Here is a 19,453-nt window from a genome sequence, read left to right on the forward strand (position 1 = left end):
CGCCGGCACCACGCGTCACATCCGACACTCGACCGAACGGGCCGTCACCCGGGCCCCACAGCCCCGGGCGGCGGCCAGGTACGAAGGGGCAGTACCCGCACCGTGAGGGACACACGAGAGAGCCGGCTGCTGCTCATCCTGCTGGTGGCCGTAGCCTTCGCGCTGATCACCGTGGACATCAAGGGCGGTGAGGACTCCCCGCTCGGCCCGGCCCGGCACGCCGCCGCCAGTGTCCTCGGACCCGTCGAGCGCGGAGCCGCCACCGTCGTGGATCCGGTCGCCGACACCGTCCGCGCCGTCCGGGACACGGTCACCGACAGCGGCCGCACCGACCAGCTCGCCCGGGAGAACACCGAACTGCGGCAGAAGCTCGCCTCCTCCGACATGGCCACCGGGCGCACCAAGCAGCTGGACGACCTGCTGCGCACCGCCGGCGCCGGCGGATACACCGTCAAGGCCGCCCAGGTCATCGCGATCGGCCCGGCCCAGGGCTTCTCCTGGACCATCACCATCGACGCCGGCAGCGACGACGGCCTCACCCGCGACATGACGGTGATCAACGGTCAGGGCCTGGTCGGCCGGATCACCACCGTCGCCCCGACCACCGCCACCGTGCTGCTCGCCTCCGACCCCGGTTTCTCGGCGGGCACCCGGCTGGAGGGCACCGGCGAGATCGGCTTCGCCTCCGGCGGCGGCGACAGCCCGATGAAGGTCTCCCTGCTCAACGGCAAGGCCCAGGTCAAGGCCGGCGACCGACTGGTCACCTTCGGCTCGCAGAGCGGCCGCCCGTTCGTGCCCGGCGTGCCGATCGGCAAGGTCACCGAGGTCCAGGCCAACGCCGGCCAGCTGACCAAGACCGTCCTGGTCGAGCCCTTCGTCCAGTTCACCCGGCTGGACCTGGTCGGCGTGGTGGTCGTCCCGCCGCGCGCCGACCCGCGCGACGCCGTCCTGCCGCCGGCGCCCACCGCGGGCCAGCCGACCGCCGATCCCGGCCAGGTCCCGGCCTCCGCGCCCGCCTCGCCCGCCAAGCCCACTGGGGGGAACTGAGCCATGCGTCTCGCCCGCATCCCCGTCTCCGCCGGCCTCCTCCTGCTCGGCCTGATCCTCCAGGTCAGCGTGTTCGGCCGGCTCCAGCTCCCGGGAGCCACCCCGGACATACTGCTGCTCGTCGTGGTCGGCCTGGCCATGGTCTACGGGCCGACCGGCGGCTGCCTGGTCGGCTTCGCGGGTGGCCTGCTGGCCGACCTCGCGCCGCCCTCCGACCACGCGATCGGCCGCTACGCACTGGTGCTCTGCCTGATGGGCTACGGCGCCGGGCTGCTGCGCCCGGAGCACGGCCGCCAGCGCTCGGTCGCCGGCTCGCTGCTGGTGGTCGGCGCCGCGGCGGTCGCCTCCACCCTGCTCTACGCGATGGTCGGCGCCCTGGTCGGCGACACCGCGGCCCGGCACGTCGGCCTCGGCGGACTGGTGATCAGCGCCCTGCTCTACGACCTGCTGCTGGCGCCCTTCGTGGTGCCGCTGGTGATGTACCTCGGCCGCCGCTTCGGGCGCGGCCCGGTGGCCGCCGCGGACGACGACGAGGGCGGCTCCGGTCTGGGCACGCTGGCCCGCTACCGCACCACCCGCGACGCCTCGACGGGCCCGACGTACAAGAAGCGGCGCGTGCCCGGCTTCGCCCGCCGCCCGTAACCGGACCGGCCCCGACCACCCGACCTCCCCGCATCCTGGAGCGCACGAGACGTGAGCAACATCCCCGAGACCGGCCGCACCCGAAGGGTGACGATCCGGCTGGTGGTGCTGCAGATCCTGGTGCTGTCGCTGCTCGCCACCCTCGGCGGGCGGCTGTGGTACCTGCAGATCCGCAACGCCAAGGAGTACACCGCGAAGGCGACCGGCAACCACATCCGCGAGGTGGTCGAGCCGGCCGTCCGCGGCGAGATCCTGGACGCCTCCGGACGGGTGCTGGCCGGCAACGAGACCCGGCTGGTGGTCTCGGTCAGCCGCACCTCGCTGCTCCAGCAGAAGGACGGCGGCAAGGCGGTGCTGTCCCGGCTGGCCGAGGTGCTGGGGATGCCCGCCAAGGACGTGCAGGAGAAGGTCCGGCTCTGCAACGCCAAGACCCCGCAGCCCTGCTGGAACGGCTCGCCGTACCAGCCGATCCCGGTCACCAAGGAGGCGACCACCCAGCAGGCGATGCAGATAATGGAGCGCCGCGAGGACTTCCCCGGGGTCACCGCGCAGCCCACCGCCGTGCGCCGCTACACCGGCGCCGAGGGCGCCAATCTGGCCCAGGTGCTCGGCTACCTCTCGCCGGTCACCGACGAGGAGGTCAGCAAGACCGCTGGCAAGAGCGGCCTGGACCGCTACCTGCCGGCCGACCAGATCGGGCGGGCCGGCCTGGAGTCGGTGTACGACCGCGACCTGCGCGGCACCGCGGGCATCACCAAGCTGGAGGTGGACAACCTCGGCCGGGTGATCGGCAACGCCGGCACCGTCGCCCCGCAGACCGGTGACAACCTGGTCACCAGCATCGACGCCCGGGTGCAGAAGGTGGTCGAGGACAACCTGGCGCAGGCCATGGCCGACGCCCGGAACACCTTCGACAAGGTCACCAACCGCAACTACGAGGCCGACTCCGGGGCCGCCGTCGTGATGGACGTGCACACCGGGCGGATCGTCGCGATGGCGAGCGCCCCGACGTACGACCCGAACCTCTGGGTGGGCGGCATCAGCGGCAAGGACTACCAGTCGCTGACCAGCAAGGAGTCCAACTTCCCGCTGCTGAACCGGGCCATACAGGGTCAGTCCGCCCCCGGTTCGACCTTCAAGGTCATCTCCACCACCGCCGCCGTGCAGGCCGGCTACCCGCTGGACGGCCACTACGACTGCCCGAAGAGCGTGACCATCGGCGGCCGCGAGTTCAAGAACTTCGAGAGCGAGAACTTCGGCCAGATCTCCCTGGAGAAGGCGCTGGAGGTCTCCTGCGACACCGTCTTCTACGGCCTGGCGTACGACCAGTGGATGAAGGACGGCGGCATCAAGCCGAAGAAGGACCCGGGCGACTGGTTCTTCAAGACCGCCCACCAGTTCGGCCTGGGCGCCAAGACCGGCATCGACCTGCCGTCCGAGGTCCCCGGCCGGGTGCCGGACCGGCAGTGGAAGCAGTCCTTCTACGACAACAACAAGGACGCCTGGTGCGCGCAGGGGCAGAAGGGCGGCAACAGCTACTCCGACCAGATCGCCCGGGAGAACTGCGTCGACGGCTACCAGATGCGTGCCGGTGACGCCGTCAACTTCGCGATCGGCCAGGGCGACACCCTCGTCACCCCGGTCCAGATGGCCCGGATCTACTCGGCGCTGGCCAACGGCGGCACCTTCTACCGGCCGACCGTCGCCAAGGCCGTGATAAGCCCGGGCGGGAACCTCGTCCGCGAGATCGCCCCGCACGAGGACGCCAAGTTCCCCGGCGACGAGAAGCTGCTCAGCTACATCGACCAGGCCACCGAGGGCGTCATCAAGTCCGGTACCGCGGCCTGGAAGTTCAACGGCTGGCCGCAGGACAAGATCGCGCTGCACGCCAAGACCGGCACCGCCGAGGTCGAGGGCAAGCAGACCACCTCCTGGCTGACCACGTACAGCAAGGACTACGCCGTCGTCATGACGATCAGCCAGGGCGGCACCGGCTCCGGCGGTTCCGGTGATGCCATCCGCCGGATCTACCAGGCGCTGTACGGGGTGGACGACAAGGGCGCCATCGACAACACCAAGGCGCTGCTGCCCGCGCCGCAGGCCGAGCTGCCGAAGTTCAACCCGGACGGCACCGCGATCATCAAGCCGGCCTCGTACGGCGTCGACCCGGCGCCGGGCGCCCAGGCCCCGGCCGTCGCGCCGGCTCCGGCCCTGCTCGACGCGGCCGCGGCGCAGGCGGCCCCCGCGCCGGCCTTCCTCGACCAGGCGCCGCCGGCCGACCGTCCGGCGTCACACATGGCGGCCGACGCCGCGCTCGAACCCTCGCGCGGACCGGGAAGGGGACGGGCATGACCTCCTACGGCTCGTACCGGCAGCTGCGGCTGGCCCCGCAGCGCAGCGGAGTCTCCAAGGCCCTGGCCAAGGACTCCCCGCTCTGGCGGCTCGACTGGATACTGCTGCTCGCCGCGCTGGCCCTCTCGGGCGGCAGCGCGCTGCTGGTCTGGTCGGCCACCCGCGGGCGCGACTCGCTGACCCACGGGGACCCGCAGTACTTCCTGTACCGGCACCTGACCAACTTCGTGGTCGGGCTGGTGCTGTGCGCCGTGGTGATAGCGATAGGGAGCCGGCGCTTCCGCACGATCGTGCCGTTCCTGTACGTCGGCGTGATCCTGCTGCTGCTGGCGACGCTCAGCCCGCTGGGCTCGACCATCAACGGCGCGCACTCGTGGATCCAGCTCGGCGGCGGCTTCTCGGTCCAGCCGGCCGAGTTCGCGAAACTCGCGATCGTGCTGGCGATGGCGGTCGTGCTGTCGGACCAGGTGGACGCCGGGGAACGGGAGTTCCCCTCGCACCGGGCGGTGTTCCGGGGGCTGCTCTGGGCCGGGCTCCCGATGTGCATCGTGCTGCTGATGCCGGACGCCGGCTCGGTGATGGTGATGGCCGCGATCGTGCTGGGCATCCTGCTCGGCTCCGGCGCGGCGAACCGCTGGGTGCTCGGCCTGCTGGTGGCGGGCACCGCCGGGTGCGTGGCGATCTGGAAGTTCGGGTTGCTGAGCCAGTACCAGATCGACCGCTTCGCCGCCTTCGCCAACCCGCAGCTGGACCCGAACGGCGTCGGCTACAACACCGCGCAGGCCCGGATCGCGATCGGCTCGGGCGGACTGACCGGCAAGGGGCTGTTCCACGGCACCCAGACCGTCGGGCAGTTCGTGCCGGAGCAGCAGACCGACTTCGTGTTCACCGTGGCCGGCGAGGAGCTCGGCTTCGTCGGGGCGCTGGCGATCATCGCGCTGGTCGGCGTGATCCTCTGGCGCGCCTGCCGGATCGCCCGGCAGGCGACCGACCTGTACGGGACGATCGTGGCGGCCGGGATCATCGCCTGGCTGTCCTTCCAGGCCTTCGAGAACATCGGGATGTGCCTGGGCATCATGCCGGTCGCGGGCATCCCGCTGCCGTTCGTCTCGTACGGCGGCTCGTCGATGTTCGCGAACTGGATGGCCATCGGGCTGCTCCAGGCGGTGCGGAGCCAGCGGCCGATAGGGGTCTGAGCGGGCTCCGCGGCGGGGCCGGTCCGGGACTTCCCGGCCGGCCCCGCCGTCGTGTCCGGGGCGCTCCCGGGCCGGGGCGGCGGGGTCAGACGGTCTGGAAGCCGATCCGGGCGAGCACGCCCCAGCGGTCGGAGCGCCGGGTGAGCACGTAGACCGAGTCGAAGGCGCCGGTGCGCTCCCCGGCCGCGTCGTAGCGGGCGAAGCGGACCAGGGCGTGCACCTGGTCTGGGGAGGAAGCACCGCGAACACCCGCCCGGCCACCGACCGGCCCCCGGCTTCCCCCGAATTCCCCGCCACCCGCCCCACCCTCCGCCGCCGCCCGCATCCCGTCCCCCGCCCCAACACCCGCACCGGGCAGCCCGATTCCGCCGCCTCGCATCCCCGCCGCCGGGGCCGCGCGGCACCCACCTCCGCCGGCGGGCCGGGTCAGCGCAGGCAGTCGGCGGTGGTGAGGACGGCGCGGGTCTGGTGGGCGAGTTGCTCCTGGACGGGGACCCAGCGGGCACCGAAGCGGTGGCGCAGCCGGTCCAGGCAGTCGGTGACGACGGCGCGGGCGCGGTCGCGGGCGGCCTCCGCGGCGGGGCCGCGGGCGTCGGCGAGCAGCCGCAGCAGGATCGACGCGACCCGCAGCGGCACACGGGCCGCGACCAGCCCGGCGGTGGTCACCCGGGAGGCGGTGAGCGGCTCGGCGCCCCAGCGGTCCAGCCACTCCTCGGCCACCCGCGGGGCGACCGCCAGGCTGGACCCGGCGGTGCGCAGCAGCGGGCCGTACGCCTCGTGCCGGTGCGCGGGGACGCTCGGGAGCAGGGCGGCGAGCTCCTCGGTGCGCGCGGTGAGGTCGCGGGCGGCCACCGCGAGGGCCTGCGCGCCGGCCGGGTGGGGGCGGGCGTCGCCGACCGCGTCGACGGCCCACATCGGGACCTCCAGTACGGCGCTGACCGCGCCGTACCGGGCCGCGTACGACCAGGTGGACAGCTCCGGCTCGTCCGGCAGGGCCCGGGAGCCCCCGGCGCCCGGGGCCGGCATCAGGTAGGTGCCGGGGTCCGGGCTGGCCCAGCCGATCGCGTCGTAGGAGTCCACGTCGAGCGGGACGCCGGCCCGTTCCGCGGAGCGGGCGAAGCGCCCGGCCAGGCCCCGGACCGGGCGGGTGAGCTGGACGAACGCGCCGCCGAAGTCCACCCCGTGCAGCGAGCACTGGAGGAACGGACGCAGCTCGTCGATCAGGCCGGTCAGCGCCAGGCTCTCCGGCATCGGCGGCCGGCCGCAGCCGGGGGCGGGCAGCAGCTCGGGCTGCTCCTCGAAGGAGGGGCGGAAGAAGTGCTCGTAGTGGCGCCGCATGGTGAGCGGACCGTCCAGCCAGCCGGCGTTGAGCGCGGCGCCGTCCGGGTCGAGGCAGAGCAGCAGGTGCCAGGAGAGGCCGGGGCAGGCGGGGCGCTCCAACAGCACCTCGGCGAGCCGGACGGTCCCGGCGGTGCCGATCGGCTCGTTGGGGTGCGGGCCGCCGACCACCAGCACCGCGCGCGGCCCGCGGTCCACGGAGAGCAGCATCAGCGGGCGCCCGGCCCGGGAGCGGCCCACCTCGCGCAGCCGGCAGCGGTCCGGGTGCCGCAGCGCGAGCCGCCGCGCGGCGGACTCGGCCTGGGCCGGCGTGGGGTAGCGGGCCGGCCGGGTGTCGAGGGTCCGGAGGGGGCGGATCCACCGACCGGTGTCGGTCATGGTTCTCCTTGCGCCGGTCGTACGGCCGCCGGGGCGCAGGCGTGCGGGTGCGCCGCCGGGCACGGCGTGCGTGCGGGCGGGGGACGGGGACGAGGGCGTGGCGAGGGCGGGCACCGCAGGCCGGGGACGGCGGCCGCGCGGGGACGGGGCCAGGCGGGGGCGGACGGGGCCGTGCTGGGGCGGCCCGTGGAGAGGGAGGGGCACGCCGGCCGGAAAACCGACGAGGGCCGAGCCTACGACTCAACTTCCCTGTCCGGAAGGGGTGCAGATGTCTTTGGCGGAGCCCTGTCAGTACCGCACGGGCCGTCCGGGCGTGTCAACGGCGGACGGCACCGGCCGGCGGGCGCGCACCGCGCGTGCCGGGGCGGGCACCAGCGGGCACGGGCGGAGACCGGCGGACGGCGGCGGGTGCGGGCGGACACCGGCCGTCCGGGTCGCGCCGGAGCGCGGAGGGCCCGCGATCCGGGGCAGACGGCCCGTTCCCCGGATTGGGCTACCCTTGAGGGTCACCCCTCCCGTGCCGACTCGCGGCACCGAATCACGTCGTAAGGGTTCCTAGTACATGACTGTCGAATCGGTCTTCCCACGCCTGGAGGCCCTCCTCCCGCACGTCCAGAAGCCGATCCAGTACGTCGGCGGCGAGCTGAACTCGACCGTCAAGGACTGGGACGCCAGCGACGTCCGCTGGGCGCTGATGTACCCCGACGCCTACGAGGTCGGCCTACCCAACCAGGGCGTCATGATCCTCTACGAGGTGCTGAACGAGCGCGAGGGTGTGCTCGCCGAGCGCACCTACAGCGTCTGGCCGGACCTCGAGGCGCTGATGCGCGAGCACGACGTCCCGCAGTTCACCGTGGACGCCCACCGCCCGGTGAAGGCCTTCGACGTGTTCGGCCTCTCGTTCTCCACCGAGCTCGGCTACACCAACATGCTGACCGCGCTCGACCTCGCCGGCATCCCGCTGGAGGCCAAGGACCGCACCGACGAGGACCCGATCGTCCTGGCCGGCGGCCACGCAGCCTTCAACCCGGAGCCGATCGCGGACTTCCTGGACGCGGCGGTGGTCGGCGACGGCGAGCAGGCCGTGCTCGACATCACCGACATCATCCGCGCCTGGAAGGCCGAGGGCCGCCCGGGCGGCCGGGACGAGCTGCTGCTGCGCCTGGCCCGCACCGGCGGGGTGTACGTCCCGAAGTTCTACGACGTGGAGTACCTGGCCGACGGCCGGATCGGCCGCGTGGTGCCGAACGCCCCGGGCGTGCCGTGGCGGGTGTCCAAGCACACCGTGATGGACCTGGACGAGTGGCCGTACCCGAAGCAGCCGCTGGTCCCGCTCGCGGAGACGGTGCACGAGCGGATGTCCGTGGAGATCTTCCGCGGCTGCACCCGCGGCTGCCGCTTCTGCCAGGCCGGCATGATCACGCGCCCCGTGCGGGAGCGAAGCATCACCGGCATCGGCGAGATGGTGGAGCGCGGGCTGAAGGCGACCGGCTTCGAGGAGGTCGGCCTGCTGTCGCTGTCCAGCGCCGACCACACCGAGATCGGCGAGATCGCCAAGGGCCTGGCGGACCGGTACACCGAGGACAAGATCGGCCTGTCGCTGCCGTCCACCCGCGTCGACGCCTTCAACATCGACCTCGCCAACGAGCTGTCCCGCAACGGGCGCCGCTCGGGCCTCACCTTCGCCCCCGAGGGCGGCAGCGAGCGCATGCGCAAGGTGATCAACAAGATGGTGTCGGAGGAGGACCTGATCCGCACCGTCGCCACCGCGTACGGCAACGGCTGGCGCCAGGTGAAGCTGTACTTCATGTGCGGCCTGCCCACCGAGACCGACGAGGACGTGCTCCAGATCGGCGAGATGGCGAAGAACGTCATCCAGAAGGGCCGCGAGGTCACCGGCCAGAACGACATCCGCTGCACCGTCTCCATCGGCGGGTTCGTGCCCAAGCCGCACACCCCGTTCCAGTGGGCCCCGCAGCTGTCCGCCGAGGCCACCGACGCCCGCCTGGCCAAGCTGCGCGACTCGATCCGCGGCGACCGCAAGTACGGCAAGAACATCGGCTACCGCTACCACGACGGCAAGCCGGGCATCGTCGAGGGCCTGCTCTCCCGCGGCGACCGCCGGGTCGGTGCGATCATCCGCGAGGTCTACGAGGACGGCGGCCGCTTCGACGGCTGGCGCGAGTACTTCTCGTACGACCGCTGGATGGCCTGCGCCGACAAGGCCCTGGCCGGCACCGGCGTCGACGTCGACTGGTACACCACCCGCGAGCGCTCCTACGAGGAGGTGCTGCCCTGGGACCACCTGGACAGCGGCCTCGACAAGGACTGGCTCTGGGAGGACTGGCAGGACGCCCTGGAGGAGGTCGAGGTCGACGACTGCCGCTGGACCCCGTGCTTCGACTGCGGGGTGTGTCCGCAGATGGACACCCACATCCAGATCGGTCCCACCGGCCAGAAGATGCTCCCCCTGACGGTGGTCAACAAGTAGCCCCTGAGCGGCATCGAGGATTCCCCCGCCGGACTGGTCCGGCGGGGGAATCCGTCTCTCCGACCGGGTGGCCGTCGTCCCGGCTTCCGGATGTGACGAAGACCTCAAGGCCGGCTGAGGACCGGCTCTGACCAGGGGCGGAGCGAGGGGGTTGGCGGGGCGCGTACCCTTTGAGGTGACAGAGTCCGGACAGTGGCGGGAAGACGCCACGCCGGACGGGGACAACTGACTAAGGACTGAGCGACCCTGGCACGCCGTACGCCCGACGGTCCGCCGCCCGCGCCGACGGTGCAGCGGATTCGTCTCCGCTACACCAAGCGCGGCCGGCTCCGCTTCACCAGCCACCGCGACTTCCAGCGCGCCTTCGAGCGCGCCCTGCGCCGGTCCGCCGTTCCGATGGCCTACTCGGCCGGCTTCACCCCGCACCCGAAGGTCTCCTACGCCAACGCGGCCCCGACCGGGGTGGCGAGCGAGGCGGAGTACCTGGAGATCGGCTTGGCCGCTGTCCGCGACCCCGAGCAACTGCGGGCGCAGCTGGACGAGTCGCTGCCGACGGGCCTGGACGTGATCGACGCGGTCGAGGTGCGGACGCCGAACTTCGTGGAGCGCCTGGAGGCCTCCGAGTGGCTGCTCCGGCTGGACGGCGTCGAGCCGGACACGGCCGCCGACGCGGTCACGCGCTTCCTCGCCGCCGAGCGGGTCGAGGTCGAGCGCCGCACCAAGAACGGCCTGCGGGTCTTTGACGCGCGGGGCGCGGTGGCGGCGCTGGAGGCCGTCCCGGTCCAGGTCGACGCCGGTGCGGACACCGGGGCCGGATCCGACCGCGATGTTCGGACCGGCCGTGCCTGTGCGATACTGCGCCTGGTAGTACGACACTCCACACCCGCCGTACGACCCGACGACGTATTGTCCGGTCTCCGTGCGACGGCCGACCTGGCGCCGCCGGTCCCCGCAGAGGTGACCAGGCTGGCGCAGGGGCCGCTCGACGAGGAGACCGGCACGGTGACCGACCCGCTGGCGCTCGACCGCGCCGCGGCCCCGGTCGGCTCGGAGCCGACCGCAGGCCCGCACGCTACCGCGTCCGCCTAGCGGGGGGAGGCCGGGCCCAGTGCCTCACTGGGCCCGACGGTCCTCCAGGGTTCCCGCGGCTCCCCAGGGGAGCGAGCGTCGTCGCAGCGCAGGCCTGCCACCCGGGGCCTGCCGACCAGGAAGGTCGGCCGGTCCGGGACCCCGTCCGGGAGCCACCCGGGGTTGGGGGACGGCGCAGCTTGGGAAAACCTCAGAAGACTGGTCAGACCAGAAGACTTTCGACACCCCGCCGAGGGCGGGGCGCCGAGCGAGACTACGAGCCCCTGTGCGGCCTCGCGTCCGCGCGGCGGCACCGTCAAAGGGTCCGGTCCGGGCATCGTCGCGATGCCGGCCACCCAGCGGTGCCGCGCCGTGCCCGGATGCGGAGCCCGGGGGCCTGACGGGAGATCCACCCGCATGCTCGATAACACCGATCCGCAGCAGACTGCAGCCACGGAACAGAACGAAACCGCCGCGACCGGCGGCGAGGGCGCCTCCGCGGCGCCGCCGCGCCGCCGTCGCCGTGCGGTGTCCCGCCCGGCGGGCACCCCGCAGGGTGCCGCGGCCGAGACGGCCGAGACGGTTCTGTCGGCCGAGGCGCCGACGGCCGCGCCCACCCCGGCTCCGGCCGTGGAGCCGGCGGCCGAGCCGGTCGCCGAGAAGCCGGTCCGGGCCCGCCGGACCCGCAAGCGCGCGGAGGCCCCGGCCGGGGCGCCGGAGGCCACCCCGATCGTGGTGACCGCGCCGGACGCCGCCGAGCAGGCCGAGGCGGCCACCACCGCGAAGGCCGAGAAGGCCAAGAAGGCGGACAAGTCCGAGACGGCGGAGAAGGCCGAGAAGCCCGCCCGGGCCCGCCGGACCCGCAAGCGCGCCGAGGCGCCCGCCGGTGCCCCCGCGGCCGAGGCCGAGGTTCCCGCCGGGGCGCCGGCCGTCGAGACCCCCGCCGTGGAGGCTCCCGCCGCCGAGCCGGTGGCCGAGGAGGCCCCCGCCGCTCCGGCCCGCCGCACCCGCCGCCGTCGTGTGGTCGAGGCCGCGCCGGTCGTCGAGGCCCCGGTGGAGGAGCCCGCCGTCGAGGAGCCGCAGGCCGAGGAGCCCGCCGTCGCGGAGGAGCCCGAGGAGGAGGCCGCCGAGGCCCCCGCCGAGCCGGTGGCCCAGCCCGCCCCGGCCGCCGAGGCCGAGCCGCACCACCGGGTGCGCCGCCGCGCCGTCCGCCCGGCCACCGCGATCTTCCAGGCGCCGGTGTTCCAGGAGCCGGCCCCCTTCGTCGCGCCGTCCGAGCCGCAGCAGCCCGCCGCCGCCCCGGCGCAGGTCGAGGCCCCGGCCGCGGTCGGGCGCGAGGAGGAGGACGAGTACGAGTACAGCGGTGTCGGCCGTCGCCGCCGGGTCCGCACCCGGGTCGAGCCGACCCGTCGCAAGCCGGCCGCCCAGGCGCCGGTGAAGGCGCCGGTGAAGGCGCCGGTCGAGGCGCCGGTCGAGGCGCCCGCCGCCGAGGCTCCGGCCGTCGAGGCGCCCGCCGTGGAGGCCCCCGCCGCCGGTCCGGAGACCGAGGGCGAGTGGGAGGAGGACGGCCGTCCGTCGCGCCGTCGTCGTCGTGGCGGCCGTCGCCGTCGCCGTGGCGAGGCCGAGGACTTCGAGGCGGCCGAGGCCGCCGAGACCGAGCAGCCCGTTGCCGAGGAGCCGGCCGAGGCCGTCTCCGAGGAGGAGGGCGAGGAGGACGACGAGCTGGCCGCCGGCCTGTCCTCGTCGCGCCGTCGCCGTCGCCGTCGTCGCCGCAGCGGTGAGGCCGGTGCCGTCGAGACCGCCGAGACCACCGAGGACGGCGTCCGCACGGTGGTGAAGGTGCGCGAGCCGCGCCGCCGTTCCACCGAGCCGTCCTTCGACCCGGACGAGGTGCAGTCCATCAAGGGCTCGACCCGTCTGGAGGCCAAGAAGCAGCGCCGCCGCGAGGGTCGCGAGCTGGGCCGCCGCCGGGTGCCGATCATCACCGAGGCCGAGTTCCTGGCCCGCCGGGAGTCGGTCGAGCGCGTCATGGTGGTGCGCCAGAGCGGCCAGCGCACCCAGATCGGCGTGCTCGAGGACGGCGTGCTGGTCGAGCACTACGTCAACAAGGAGCAGGCCACCTCGTACGTCGGCAACGTCTACCTGGGCAAGGTCCAGAACGTGCTGCCGTCGATGGAGGCCGCCTTCGTCGACATCGGCAAGGGCCGCAACGCGGTGCTGTACGCCGGTGAGGTCAACTTCGGTGCGCTGGGCGGCCACGGCGGCCCGCGCCGGATCGAGTCGGTGCTGAAGTCCGGCCAGTCCGTGCTGGTGCAGGTCTCCAAGGACCCGATCGGCCACAAGGGCGCCCGCCTGACCAGCCAGATCTCGCTGCCCGGCCGCTACCTGGTGTACGTGCCCGAGGGCTCGATGACCGGCATCTCGCGCAAGCTCCCGGAGAACGAGCGCGCCCGGCTGAAGCAGATCCTCAAGAAGATCGTCCCGGACGACGCGGGCGTCATCGTGCGCACCGCCGCCGAGGGCGCCTCCGAGGAGGAGCTGACCCGCGACGTCCAGCGCCTCCAGCAGCAGTGGGAGGACATCCAGAAGAAGGCCGCGACCGGCAACGCCCCGGCGCTGCTGTACGGCGAGCCGGACATGACCGTCCGGGTCGTCCGCGACATCTTCAACGAGGACTTCAGCAAGGTCATCGTCTCCGGCGACGAGGCGTGGAAGACCATCCACGAGTACGTCTCCAACGTGGCCCCGGACCTCGCCGAGCGGCTCCAGCGGTGGACCTCCGAGGTGGACGTGTTCGCCACCTACCGGATCGACGAGCAGCTGATGAAGGCGCTGGACCGCAAGGTCTGGCTGCCCAGCGGCGGTTCGCTGGTGATCGACCGCACCGAGGCGATGGTCGTCATCGACGTCAACACCGGGAAGTTCGTCGGCCAGGGCGGCAACCTGGAGGAGACGGTCACCCGGAACAACATCGAGGCGGCCGAGGAGATCGTGCGCCAGCTGCGGCTGCGCGACCTCGGCGGCATCATCGTGATCGACTTCATCGACATGGTGCTGGAGTCCAACCGCGACCTGGTGCTGCGCCGCCTGCTGGAGTGCCTGGGCCGGGACCGGACCAAGCACCAGGTGGCCGAGGTCACCTCGCTGGGCCTGGTCCAGATGACCCGCAAGCGGGTCGGCCAGGGCCTGCTGGAGTCCTTCTCCGAGCCGTGCGTGCACTGCAACGGCCGCGGCGTGATCGTCCACATGGAGCAGCCGAGCGTCCACGTCCACGCCCCCGTGGCGGCGGGCGAGGCCGCCTCGGGCGGTGGCAAGCGCCGCCGCCGGGGCAAGGGCGGCGCGGGCCACGAGGAGCCGCAGGCCGTCGAGGCCGCGGTGGCCGTTGTGGCCGAGCCGGTGGCGGTGGAGGCCGTCGCGGAGCCGGCCGAGCCGGTGCGCGAGGAGATCGAGGGCCAGCTGGCCCTGGAGGTCCCGGGCGTCGAGGCGCCGGCCGAGGCGGCTGCGCAGGCCCCGGTCGTCGAGGCTCCCGTGGTCGAGGCCCCGGCCGCCGCTCCGGTCGGCCGTCCGCGCCGCCGGGCGGTGCGCAAGGCGACCGCTCCGGCCGGTTCGCCGAACACCGCCGAGATCGTGGTGCTCCAGGCCAAGGCCGAGGCGGCGCTGGAGGCGGCCCTGGAGGCCGCCGCCCCGGCTGCCGTGGAAGCCGTGGAAGCCGTTGCCGAGGCTGCCGCCGAGGCGCCGGCCGAGCCGGTCGTGGTCGTCGAGACCGCGGTCGTCGAGGCCCCGGCCGCTGCGGAGCCCGTCGCCGAGGCCGCCGAGGCCCCGGTCGAGGAGGCTCCTGCCGAGGAGGCGCCGGCGCCGAAGAAGCGGGCTGCCCGGAAGACCGCTGCCAAGAAGACCGCCGCGAAGAAGACCACCACGGCGGCCAAGAAGACCACCGCCCGCAAGACCGCGACCAAGCGGACGAGCGCGGCGGCCAAGAAGGCCGCGGCCGCCGAGGGTGATACGGCGGCCGAGTAGTGCCCACGCCCGGGGCGGGAGCGATTCCGCCCCGGGCCGTACGGGCCGGTTTGCCCCCCGGGCGGCCGGTCCGTATTCTTGACCATCGGCGTGTCTACGCCATTGCTCCCGAGCACATCACCTTCCCGAGGTCGCCGCGTCCGCGCGGAGGGCCGGGGAGAGGCTCCTGTGTCCGTACCCAGGTGGCTGGCGTCGGGGGTTCCGACCGAGCAAGGAAAGCAGGTACCGCATGTACGCGATCGTTCGCGCAGGCGGCCGCCAGCACAAGGTCGCCGTCGGCGACGTGCTGGAGATCGACCGTATCGAGGCCAAGCCGGGTGACTCGGTCGAGCTCTCGACCATCCTCGTCGTCGACGGTGACGCTGTCACCTCCGACCCGTGGGTCCTGGCCGGCGTGAAGGCTCACGCCGAGGTGGTCGACCAGACCAAGGGTGACAAGATCGTCATCCTGCGCTACAAGAACAAGACCGGCTACCGCCGTCGTCAGGGTCACCGTCAGCAGCACACCGCGGTGCGCATCACCAGCATCGACTCGGTCAGCAAGTAAGGGGATAGCGAGATATGGCACACAAGAAGGGCGCAAGCTCTACCCGCAACGGCCGTGACTCGAACGCCCAGCGCCTCGGCGTGAAGCGCTTCGGCGGCCAGGTCGTCTCGGCCGGCGAGATCCTCGTCCGCCAGCGCGGCACCCACTTCCACCCGGGTGCCGGTGTCGGCCGCGGTGGCGACGACACCCTGTTCGCGCTGACCGCCGGTGCGGTGCAGTTCGGCAACCGTCGCGGCCGCAAGGTCGTCAACATCGTGGCCGTCGAGGCCTGAGTCCCCGCGGACTCCCGAGTCTGAGAAGACTCACAGTGAAGGGTGGGCCGGAATTCTCCGGTCCACCCTTCACGCTTTACGCAGCAGCAAGCAGACTCTCTCGCACTGGAGGCACACCCCATGACCACCTTCGTGGACCGCGTCGAACTTCATGTCGCCGCGGGTAACGGGGGCCACGGCTGCGCCTCCGTGCACCGCGAGAAGTTCAAGCCGCTCGGCGGGCCGGACGGCGGCAACGGCGGTGAGGGCGGCAGCGTCATCCTCACCGTGGACTCGCAGGTCACCACCCTGCTCGAATACCACCACTCGCCCAAGCGCAAGGCCACCAACGGCAAGCCGGGCGCGGGCGGCCACCGCACCGGTGCGGACGGCGAGAACCTCGTCCTGCTGGTGCCGGACGGCACCGTGGTGCTGGACCGCCAGGGCAACGTGCTGGCCGACCTGGTCGGGCACGGCACCAGCTTCGTCGCCGCCCAGGGCGGCCGCGGCGGCCTCGGCAACGCCGCGCTGGCCTCGGCCCGCCGCAAGGCGCCCGGTTTCGCGCTGCTCGGCGAGCCCGGCGAGGCCCGCGACATCGTCATGGAGCTCAAGTCCGTCGCCGACGTGGCCCTGGTGGGCTACCCGAGCGCCGGCAAGTCCTCTTTGATCTCGGTGCTCTCCGCCGCCAAGCCGAAGATCGCGGACTACCCGTTCACCACCCTGATCCCCAACCTCGGCGTGGTCACCGCGGGCGAGACCGTCTACACCGTCGCCGACGTGCCCGGCCTGATCCCGGGCGCCAGCCAGGGCCGCGGCCTGGGCCTGGAGTTCCTGCGGCACGTCGAGCGCTGCTCGGTGCTGGTGCACGTGCTGGACTGCGCCACCCTGGAGCCCGGCCGTGACCCGCTGACCGACCTGGAGACCATCGAGGCCGAACTCGCCGAGTACGGCGGCTTGGACGACCGGCCGCGCCTGGTCGCGCTCAACAAGGTGGACGTTCCGGACGGCCAGGACATCGCCGACCTGACCCGCGCCTCCCTGGAGGAGCGCGGCTACCGGGTGTTCGAGGTCTCCGCCGCCTCCCGCAAGGGCCTGCGCGAGCTGAGCTTCGCGATGGCCGGGATCGTCGCCGAGGCACGCGCCGCCAAGCCGGCCGCGGAGTCCACCCGGATCGTGCTGCGGCCCAAGGCCGTCGACGACGCGGGCTTCACCATCACCGAGGAGGACGGCGCCTACCGCATCCGCGGTGTGAAGCCGGAGCGCTGGGTCCGCCAGACCGACTTCGCCAACGACGAGGCCGTCGGCTACCTCGCCGACCGGCTGGCCCGCCTCGGCGTCGAGGAGCAGCTGTGGAAGGTCGGGGCGCACGAGGGTGACACCGTCATCATCGGCCCCGAGGAGAACGCCGTCGTCTTCGACTGGGAGCCGACCATGGCCGCCGGCGCCGAGATGCTCGGCCGCCGCGGTGAGGACCACCGCATGGAGACCCAGCGCCCGGCGGTCGACCGCCGCCGTGAGAAGCAGAAGGGCCGGGACGCGGCCGAGGCCGAGTTCCTCGCCTTCGAGGCGCTCTCCAGCGGCCGCCAGGCCGCCATCGAGGGCGACGACGAGGACCACTGAGCCTTCTGAGCTCTGAGGGTCGAACGGCCCCCGCCACCTGTCGAGGTGGCGGGGGCCGTTCGCGTGCTCAGCGGTGACCGGGCGTCACTTGGTCCAGGAGGCCTGGAGCTTCAGCGGGTCGACCAGGTCGGTGTAGCCGACGGCGGCCGGGGTGTTGCCGGGGGTGGAGATGATGGTGCAGCCCTTGACCTCGGCGCCCTTGGCCAGGCCCTGGAACTTCGCGCCGGTGCACTTGGGCAGCGGGGCGGCGGCGGTGAAGACGTTGAGGCCCTTCTTGCCGGTGGTGTCGAAGAGCACGAACTTGGCGTCCGGGGCGGTGAAGGAGAGGCTGGCGTCCCCGAGGTTCTTGATGGTGTAGCTGACGTACATCGGGGTGCGGCCCCCCAGGTCACCGACGCTGAGCTTGGCGGCGGCGAAATCCTGCACCGAACCGACCTCGACGCCGGTGACGGTGATCTCCAGCTTGGTGGTGACCTTGGCGGTCTTGTCGGCGAAGTCCACGGTGGCGGGCTGACCGATCTTCACACTGGTGGCGGCCGCGGGAACGGACCCGGCGCCGGCTCCGCCGCCCGTGGCACCGGCCGTGCCGGCACCGCCCGCGGCGCCGCCGGCCGCTGCACCGCCGGTCGCCGCGCCCGACGGGGCCGCGGTCGAACCGCCGGCCGCGCCGTCGCCGGCGGCCGCACCCCCGGCGGCGGCCCCCGGGGTCGCACCGGTCTGGGCCGGAGCCGCGCCGGTGGCGCCGCCGGTGCCGGCCGGGGTGTCCGCGTTGTCCGGCCCGCAGGCCGCGAGCGACAGGGCGGTGGCCGCCGCGAGCGCGGCGACGGTCAGCTTGGTGGTGTACGAACGCATGATGCGCTTTTCTCCTGGGCGCACGGCCGCGACCGTTGCCGGCCTTTGCCCAGTGCGGCGCCGCCCGTCGTGACAGGAAGGGTCGAAGACGACATGGGTCCAGCGGGCAAGAAGCCGTCCCCCGATCTGGCTTTCGGTCAGGGACCATACCAGTCATCCGGATTGATGCACGGGCTGTGGCAAGGCCGTGACCAGGCCGGATCCAGCCGGTGAAACAGCCTGCGGACGACCTGCGCGAGTCGCGTAGATTGCGGGGGTGACGGCCGGGCCCGGGCCCCGCCGCACCCGCACCACACCGGAAGGGCGTACAGCGAGATGAGCGAGGACTCTCTGCGGGAGGAGGTGCTGACCGCGCGGCGGATCGTCGTCAAGGTCGGCTCCTCCTCCCTGACCACGGCGGCCGGCGGCCTGGACGCCGACCGCGTCGACGCCCTGGTGGACGCGCTCGCCAAGGTACGCAACCGCCCCGAGGCGCCGGAGGTCGTGCTCGTCTCCTCCGGCGCCATCGCCGCCGGGCTCGCCCCGCTCGGCCTGGACGGGCGGCCCAAGGACCTGGCCCGCCAGCAGGCCGCCGCCAGCGTCGGCCAGGGCCTGCTGGTCGCCCGCTACACCGCCTCCTTCGCCCGGTACGGCATCCGGGTCGGCCAGGTGCTGCTCACCGCCGAGGACGCCAGCCGGCGCGCCCACTACCGCAACGCCTACCGCACCCTGGACCAGCTGCTGGCGATGGGCGCGATGCCGATCGTCAACGAGAACGACACCGTGGCCACCGCCGAAATCAAGTTCGGTGACAACGACCGGCTCGCCGCGCTGGTCGCCCACCTGGTCCGGGCCGACCTGCTGGTGCTGCTCTCCGACGTGGACGGCCTGTACGACGGCGACCCGTCCCGCCCCGGCACCAGCCGGATCGCCGAGGTGCGCGGCCCGCGGGACCTCGACGGCATCGAGATCGGCAGCGCCGGCAAGGCCGGGGTCGGCACCGGTGGCATGGTCACCAAGGTCGAGGCGGCCCGGATCGCCACCGGCGCGGGCATCCCGGTAGTGCTCACCGCCGCCAGCCAGGCCGCCGACGCGCTGTCCGGCCGGCCCACCGGCACGCTCTTCCTGCGCACCGGCAGCCGGACCTCCGACCGGATGCTCTGGCTGGCCCACGCGAGCAGCCCGCGCGGGGCGCTGCACCTGGACGCGGGCGCCGTCCAGGCGGTCGTCTCCGGCGGCGCCTCGCTGCTGCCGGCCGGGGTCACCAGGGTCGACGGGGAGTTCGCCGCGGGTGATCCGGTGGACCTTCTTGCCGAAAACGGCCACATCGTGGCTCGCGGACTGGTCAACTTTGATGCGAGGGAGTTGCCCCGCCTGCTCGGCCGGTCCACCCGCGACCTGGCCCAGGAGTTCGGCGCCGCGTACGAGCGCGAGGTCGTCCACCGCGACGACCTGGTCGTTCTGCGGGGCTGACCGGCCCGGGGCCTGTCTCCTGGGTTTTGTCGGATCAGGCGCGCGCCTGGCAGGGACCCATGAGACAGGCCCCGAGCCGGCACCGGCCGATCGGCGCAGCGCGGACGGCGGGCCGCTCCGTACCGGGAGCGGCCCGGCCACGGGCCAGGAGGGGCGCAGCCGTACCGGTCGGCCGAGGGCCGACGGGGCCGGTGGGGACGAC

General features: G+C 73.4%; 14 protein-coding genes. 11 read left to right on the forward strand and 3 right to left on the reverse strand.

Translation table 11 applies throughout. The features are described from left to right. The first annotated feature begins 102 nt into the window (after positions 1-102). The 4 genes from mreC to rodA are packed head-to-tail and all read left to right on the forward strand — an operon-like array spanning position 103 to position 5,237. Positions 103-1,047, forward strand: coding sequence for a rod shape-determining protein MreC (gene mreC, locus ACIRRH_RS00300; RefSeq protein ID WP_403059484.1), 945 nt, complete (start codon positions 103-105; stop codon positions 1,045-1,047). A gap of 3 nt (positions 1,048-1,050) precedes the next feature. Then, positions 1,051-1,689, forward strand: a complete 639-nt coding sequence (gene mreD, locus ACIRRH_RS00305) for a rod shape-determining protein MreD (RefSeq protein WP_403059487.1) — start codon at positions 1,051-1,053, stop codon at positions 1,687-1,689. A 51-nt stretch (positions 1,690-1,740) separates the two neighbouring features. Then, a complete protein-coding gene (gene mrdA, locus ACIRRH_RS00310; RefSeq protein ID WP_403059490.1) occupies positions 1,741-4,041 on the forward strand; it encodes a penicillin-binding protein 2 in 2,301 nt (766 codons plus the stop codon). Further along, positions 4,038-5,237 (forward strand): rod shape-determining protein RodA, encoded by a 1,200-nt coding sequence (gene rodA, locus ACIRRH_RS00315; RefSeq protein ID WP_403059493.1) that lies wholly within the window; start codon positions 4,038-4,040, stop codon positions 5,235-5,237. The genes mrdA and rodA overlap by 4 nt, the downstream gene beginning before the upstream one ends. A gap of 85 nt (positions 5,238-5,322) precedes the next feature. Here rodA and ACIRRH_RS00320 read toward each other — a convergent pair whose 3' ends face one another. After that, positions 5,323-5,457 (reverse strand): hypothetical protein, encoded by a 135-nt coding sequence (locus ACIRRH_RS00320; RefSeq protein ID WP_403059496.1) that lies wholly within the window; start codon positions 5,455-5,457, stop codon positions 5,323-5,325. A 206-nt stretch (positions 5,458-5,663) separates the two neighbouring features. After that, positions 5,664-6,953 carry a M14 family zinc carboxypeptidase gene (locus ACIRRH_RS00325; protein WP_403059498.1) on the reverse strand — a complete coding sequence of 430 codons (1,290 nt, stop codon included), beginning with the start codon at positions 6,951-6,953 and terminating at the stop codon, positions 5,664-5,666. Positions 6,954-7,515: 562 nt separating this feature from the next. On the opposite strand from ACIRRH_RS00325, the gene ACIRRH_RS00330 reads away from it, so the two are divergent. From ACIRRH_RS00330 to obgE, 6 genes are all read left to right on the forward strand, one after another. Further along, a complete protein-coding gene (locus tag ACIRRH_RS00330; protein ID WP_403059501.1) occupies positions 7,516-9,444 on the forward strand; it encodes a TIGR03960 family B12-binding radical SAM protein in 1,929 nt (642 codons plus the stop codon). Positions 9,445-9,732: 288 nt separating this feature from the next. Next, a complete protein-coding gene (locus ACIRRH_RS00335) occupies positions 9,733-10,533 on the forward strand; it encodes a TIGR03936 family radical SAM-associated protein (protein WP_403059504.1) in 801 nt (266 codons plus the stop codon). Positions 10,534-10,929: 396 nt separating this feature from the next. Then, entirely contained in the window at positions 10,930-14,529 is a 3,600-nt protein-coding gene (locus tag ACIRRH_RS00340; RefSeq protein WP_403059507.1) for a ribonuclease E/G, read from the forward strand. 229 nt (positions 14,530-14,758) lie between these two features. Beyond that, a complete protein-coding gene (gene rplU, locus ACIRRH_RS00345; protein ID WP_045696828.1) occupies positions 14,759-15,076 on the forward strand; it encodes a 50S ribosomal protein L21 in 318 nt (105 codons plus the stop codon). 14 nt (positions 15,077-15,090) lie between these two features. After that, positions 15,091-15,348 carry a 50S ribosomal protein L27 gene (rpmA, locus tag ACIRRH_RS00350; protein ID WP_030058248.1) on the forward strand — a complete coding sequence of 86 codons (258 nt, stop codon included), beginning with the start codon at positions 15,091-15,093 and terminating at the stop codon, positions 15,346-15,348. Positions 15,349-15,468: 120 nt separating this feature from the next. After that, complete coding sequence (gene obgE, locus ACIRRH_RS00355) at positions 15,469-16,947, forward strand: GTPase ObgE (protein ID WP_403059510.1); 1,479 nt, start codon at positions 15,469-15,471, stop codon at positions 16,945-16,947. A gap of 84 nt (positions 16,948-17,031) precedes the next feature. On the opposite strand, the gene ACIRRH_RS00360 is transcribed toward obgE, so the two are convergent. Then, a complete protein-coding gene (locus ACIRRH_RS00360; protein ID WP_403059513.1) occupies positions 17,032-17,799 on the reverse strand; it encodes a hypothetical protein in 768 nt (255 codons plus the stop codon). Between the two features lie 315 nt (positions 17,800-18,114). Here ACIRRH_RS00360 and proB point away from each other — a divergent pair, with 315 nt between their 5' ends. Then, positions 18,115-19,251, forward strand: coding sequence for a glutamate 5-kinase (proB, locus tag ACIRRH_RS00365; RefSeq protein WP_403059516.1), 1,137 nt, complete (start codon positions 18,115-18,117; stop codon positions 19,249-19,251). Positions 19,252-19,453: the final 202 nt, after the last annotated feature.

The sequence above is a fragment of the Kitasatospora sp. NPDC101235 genome (genome assembly GCF_044767505.1).
Classification (GTDB): domain Bacteria; phylum Actinomycetota; class Actinomycetes; order Streptomycetales; family Streptomycetaceae; genus Kitasatospora.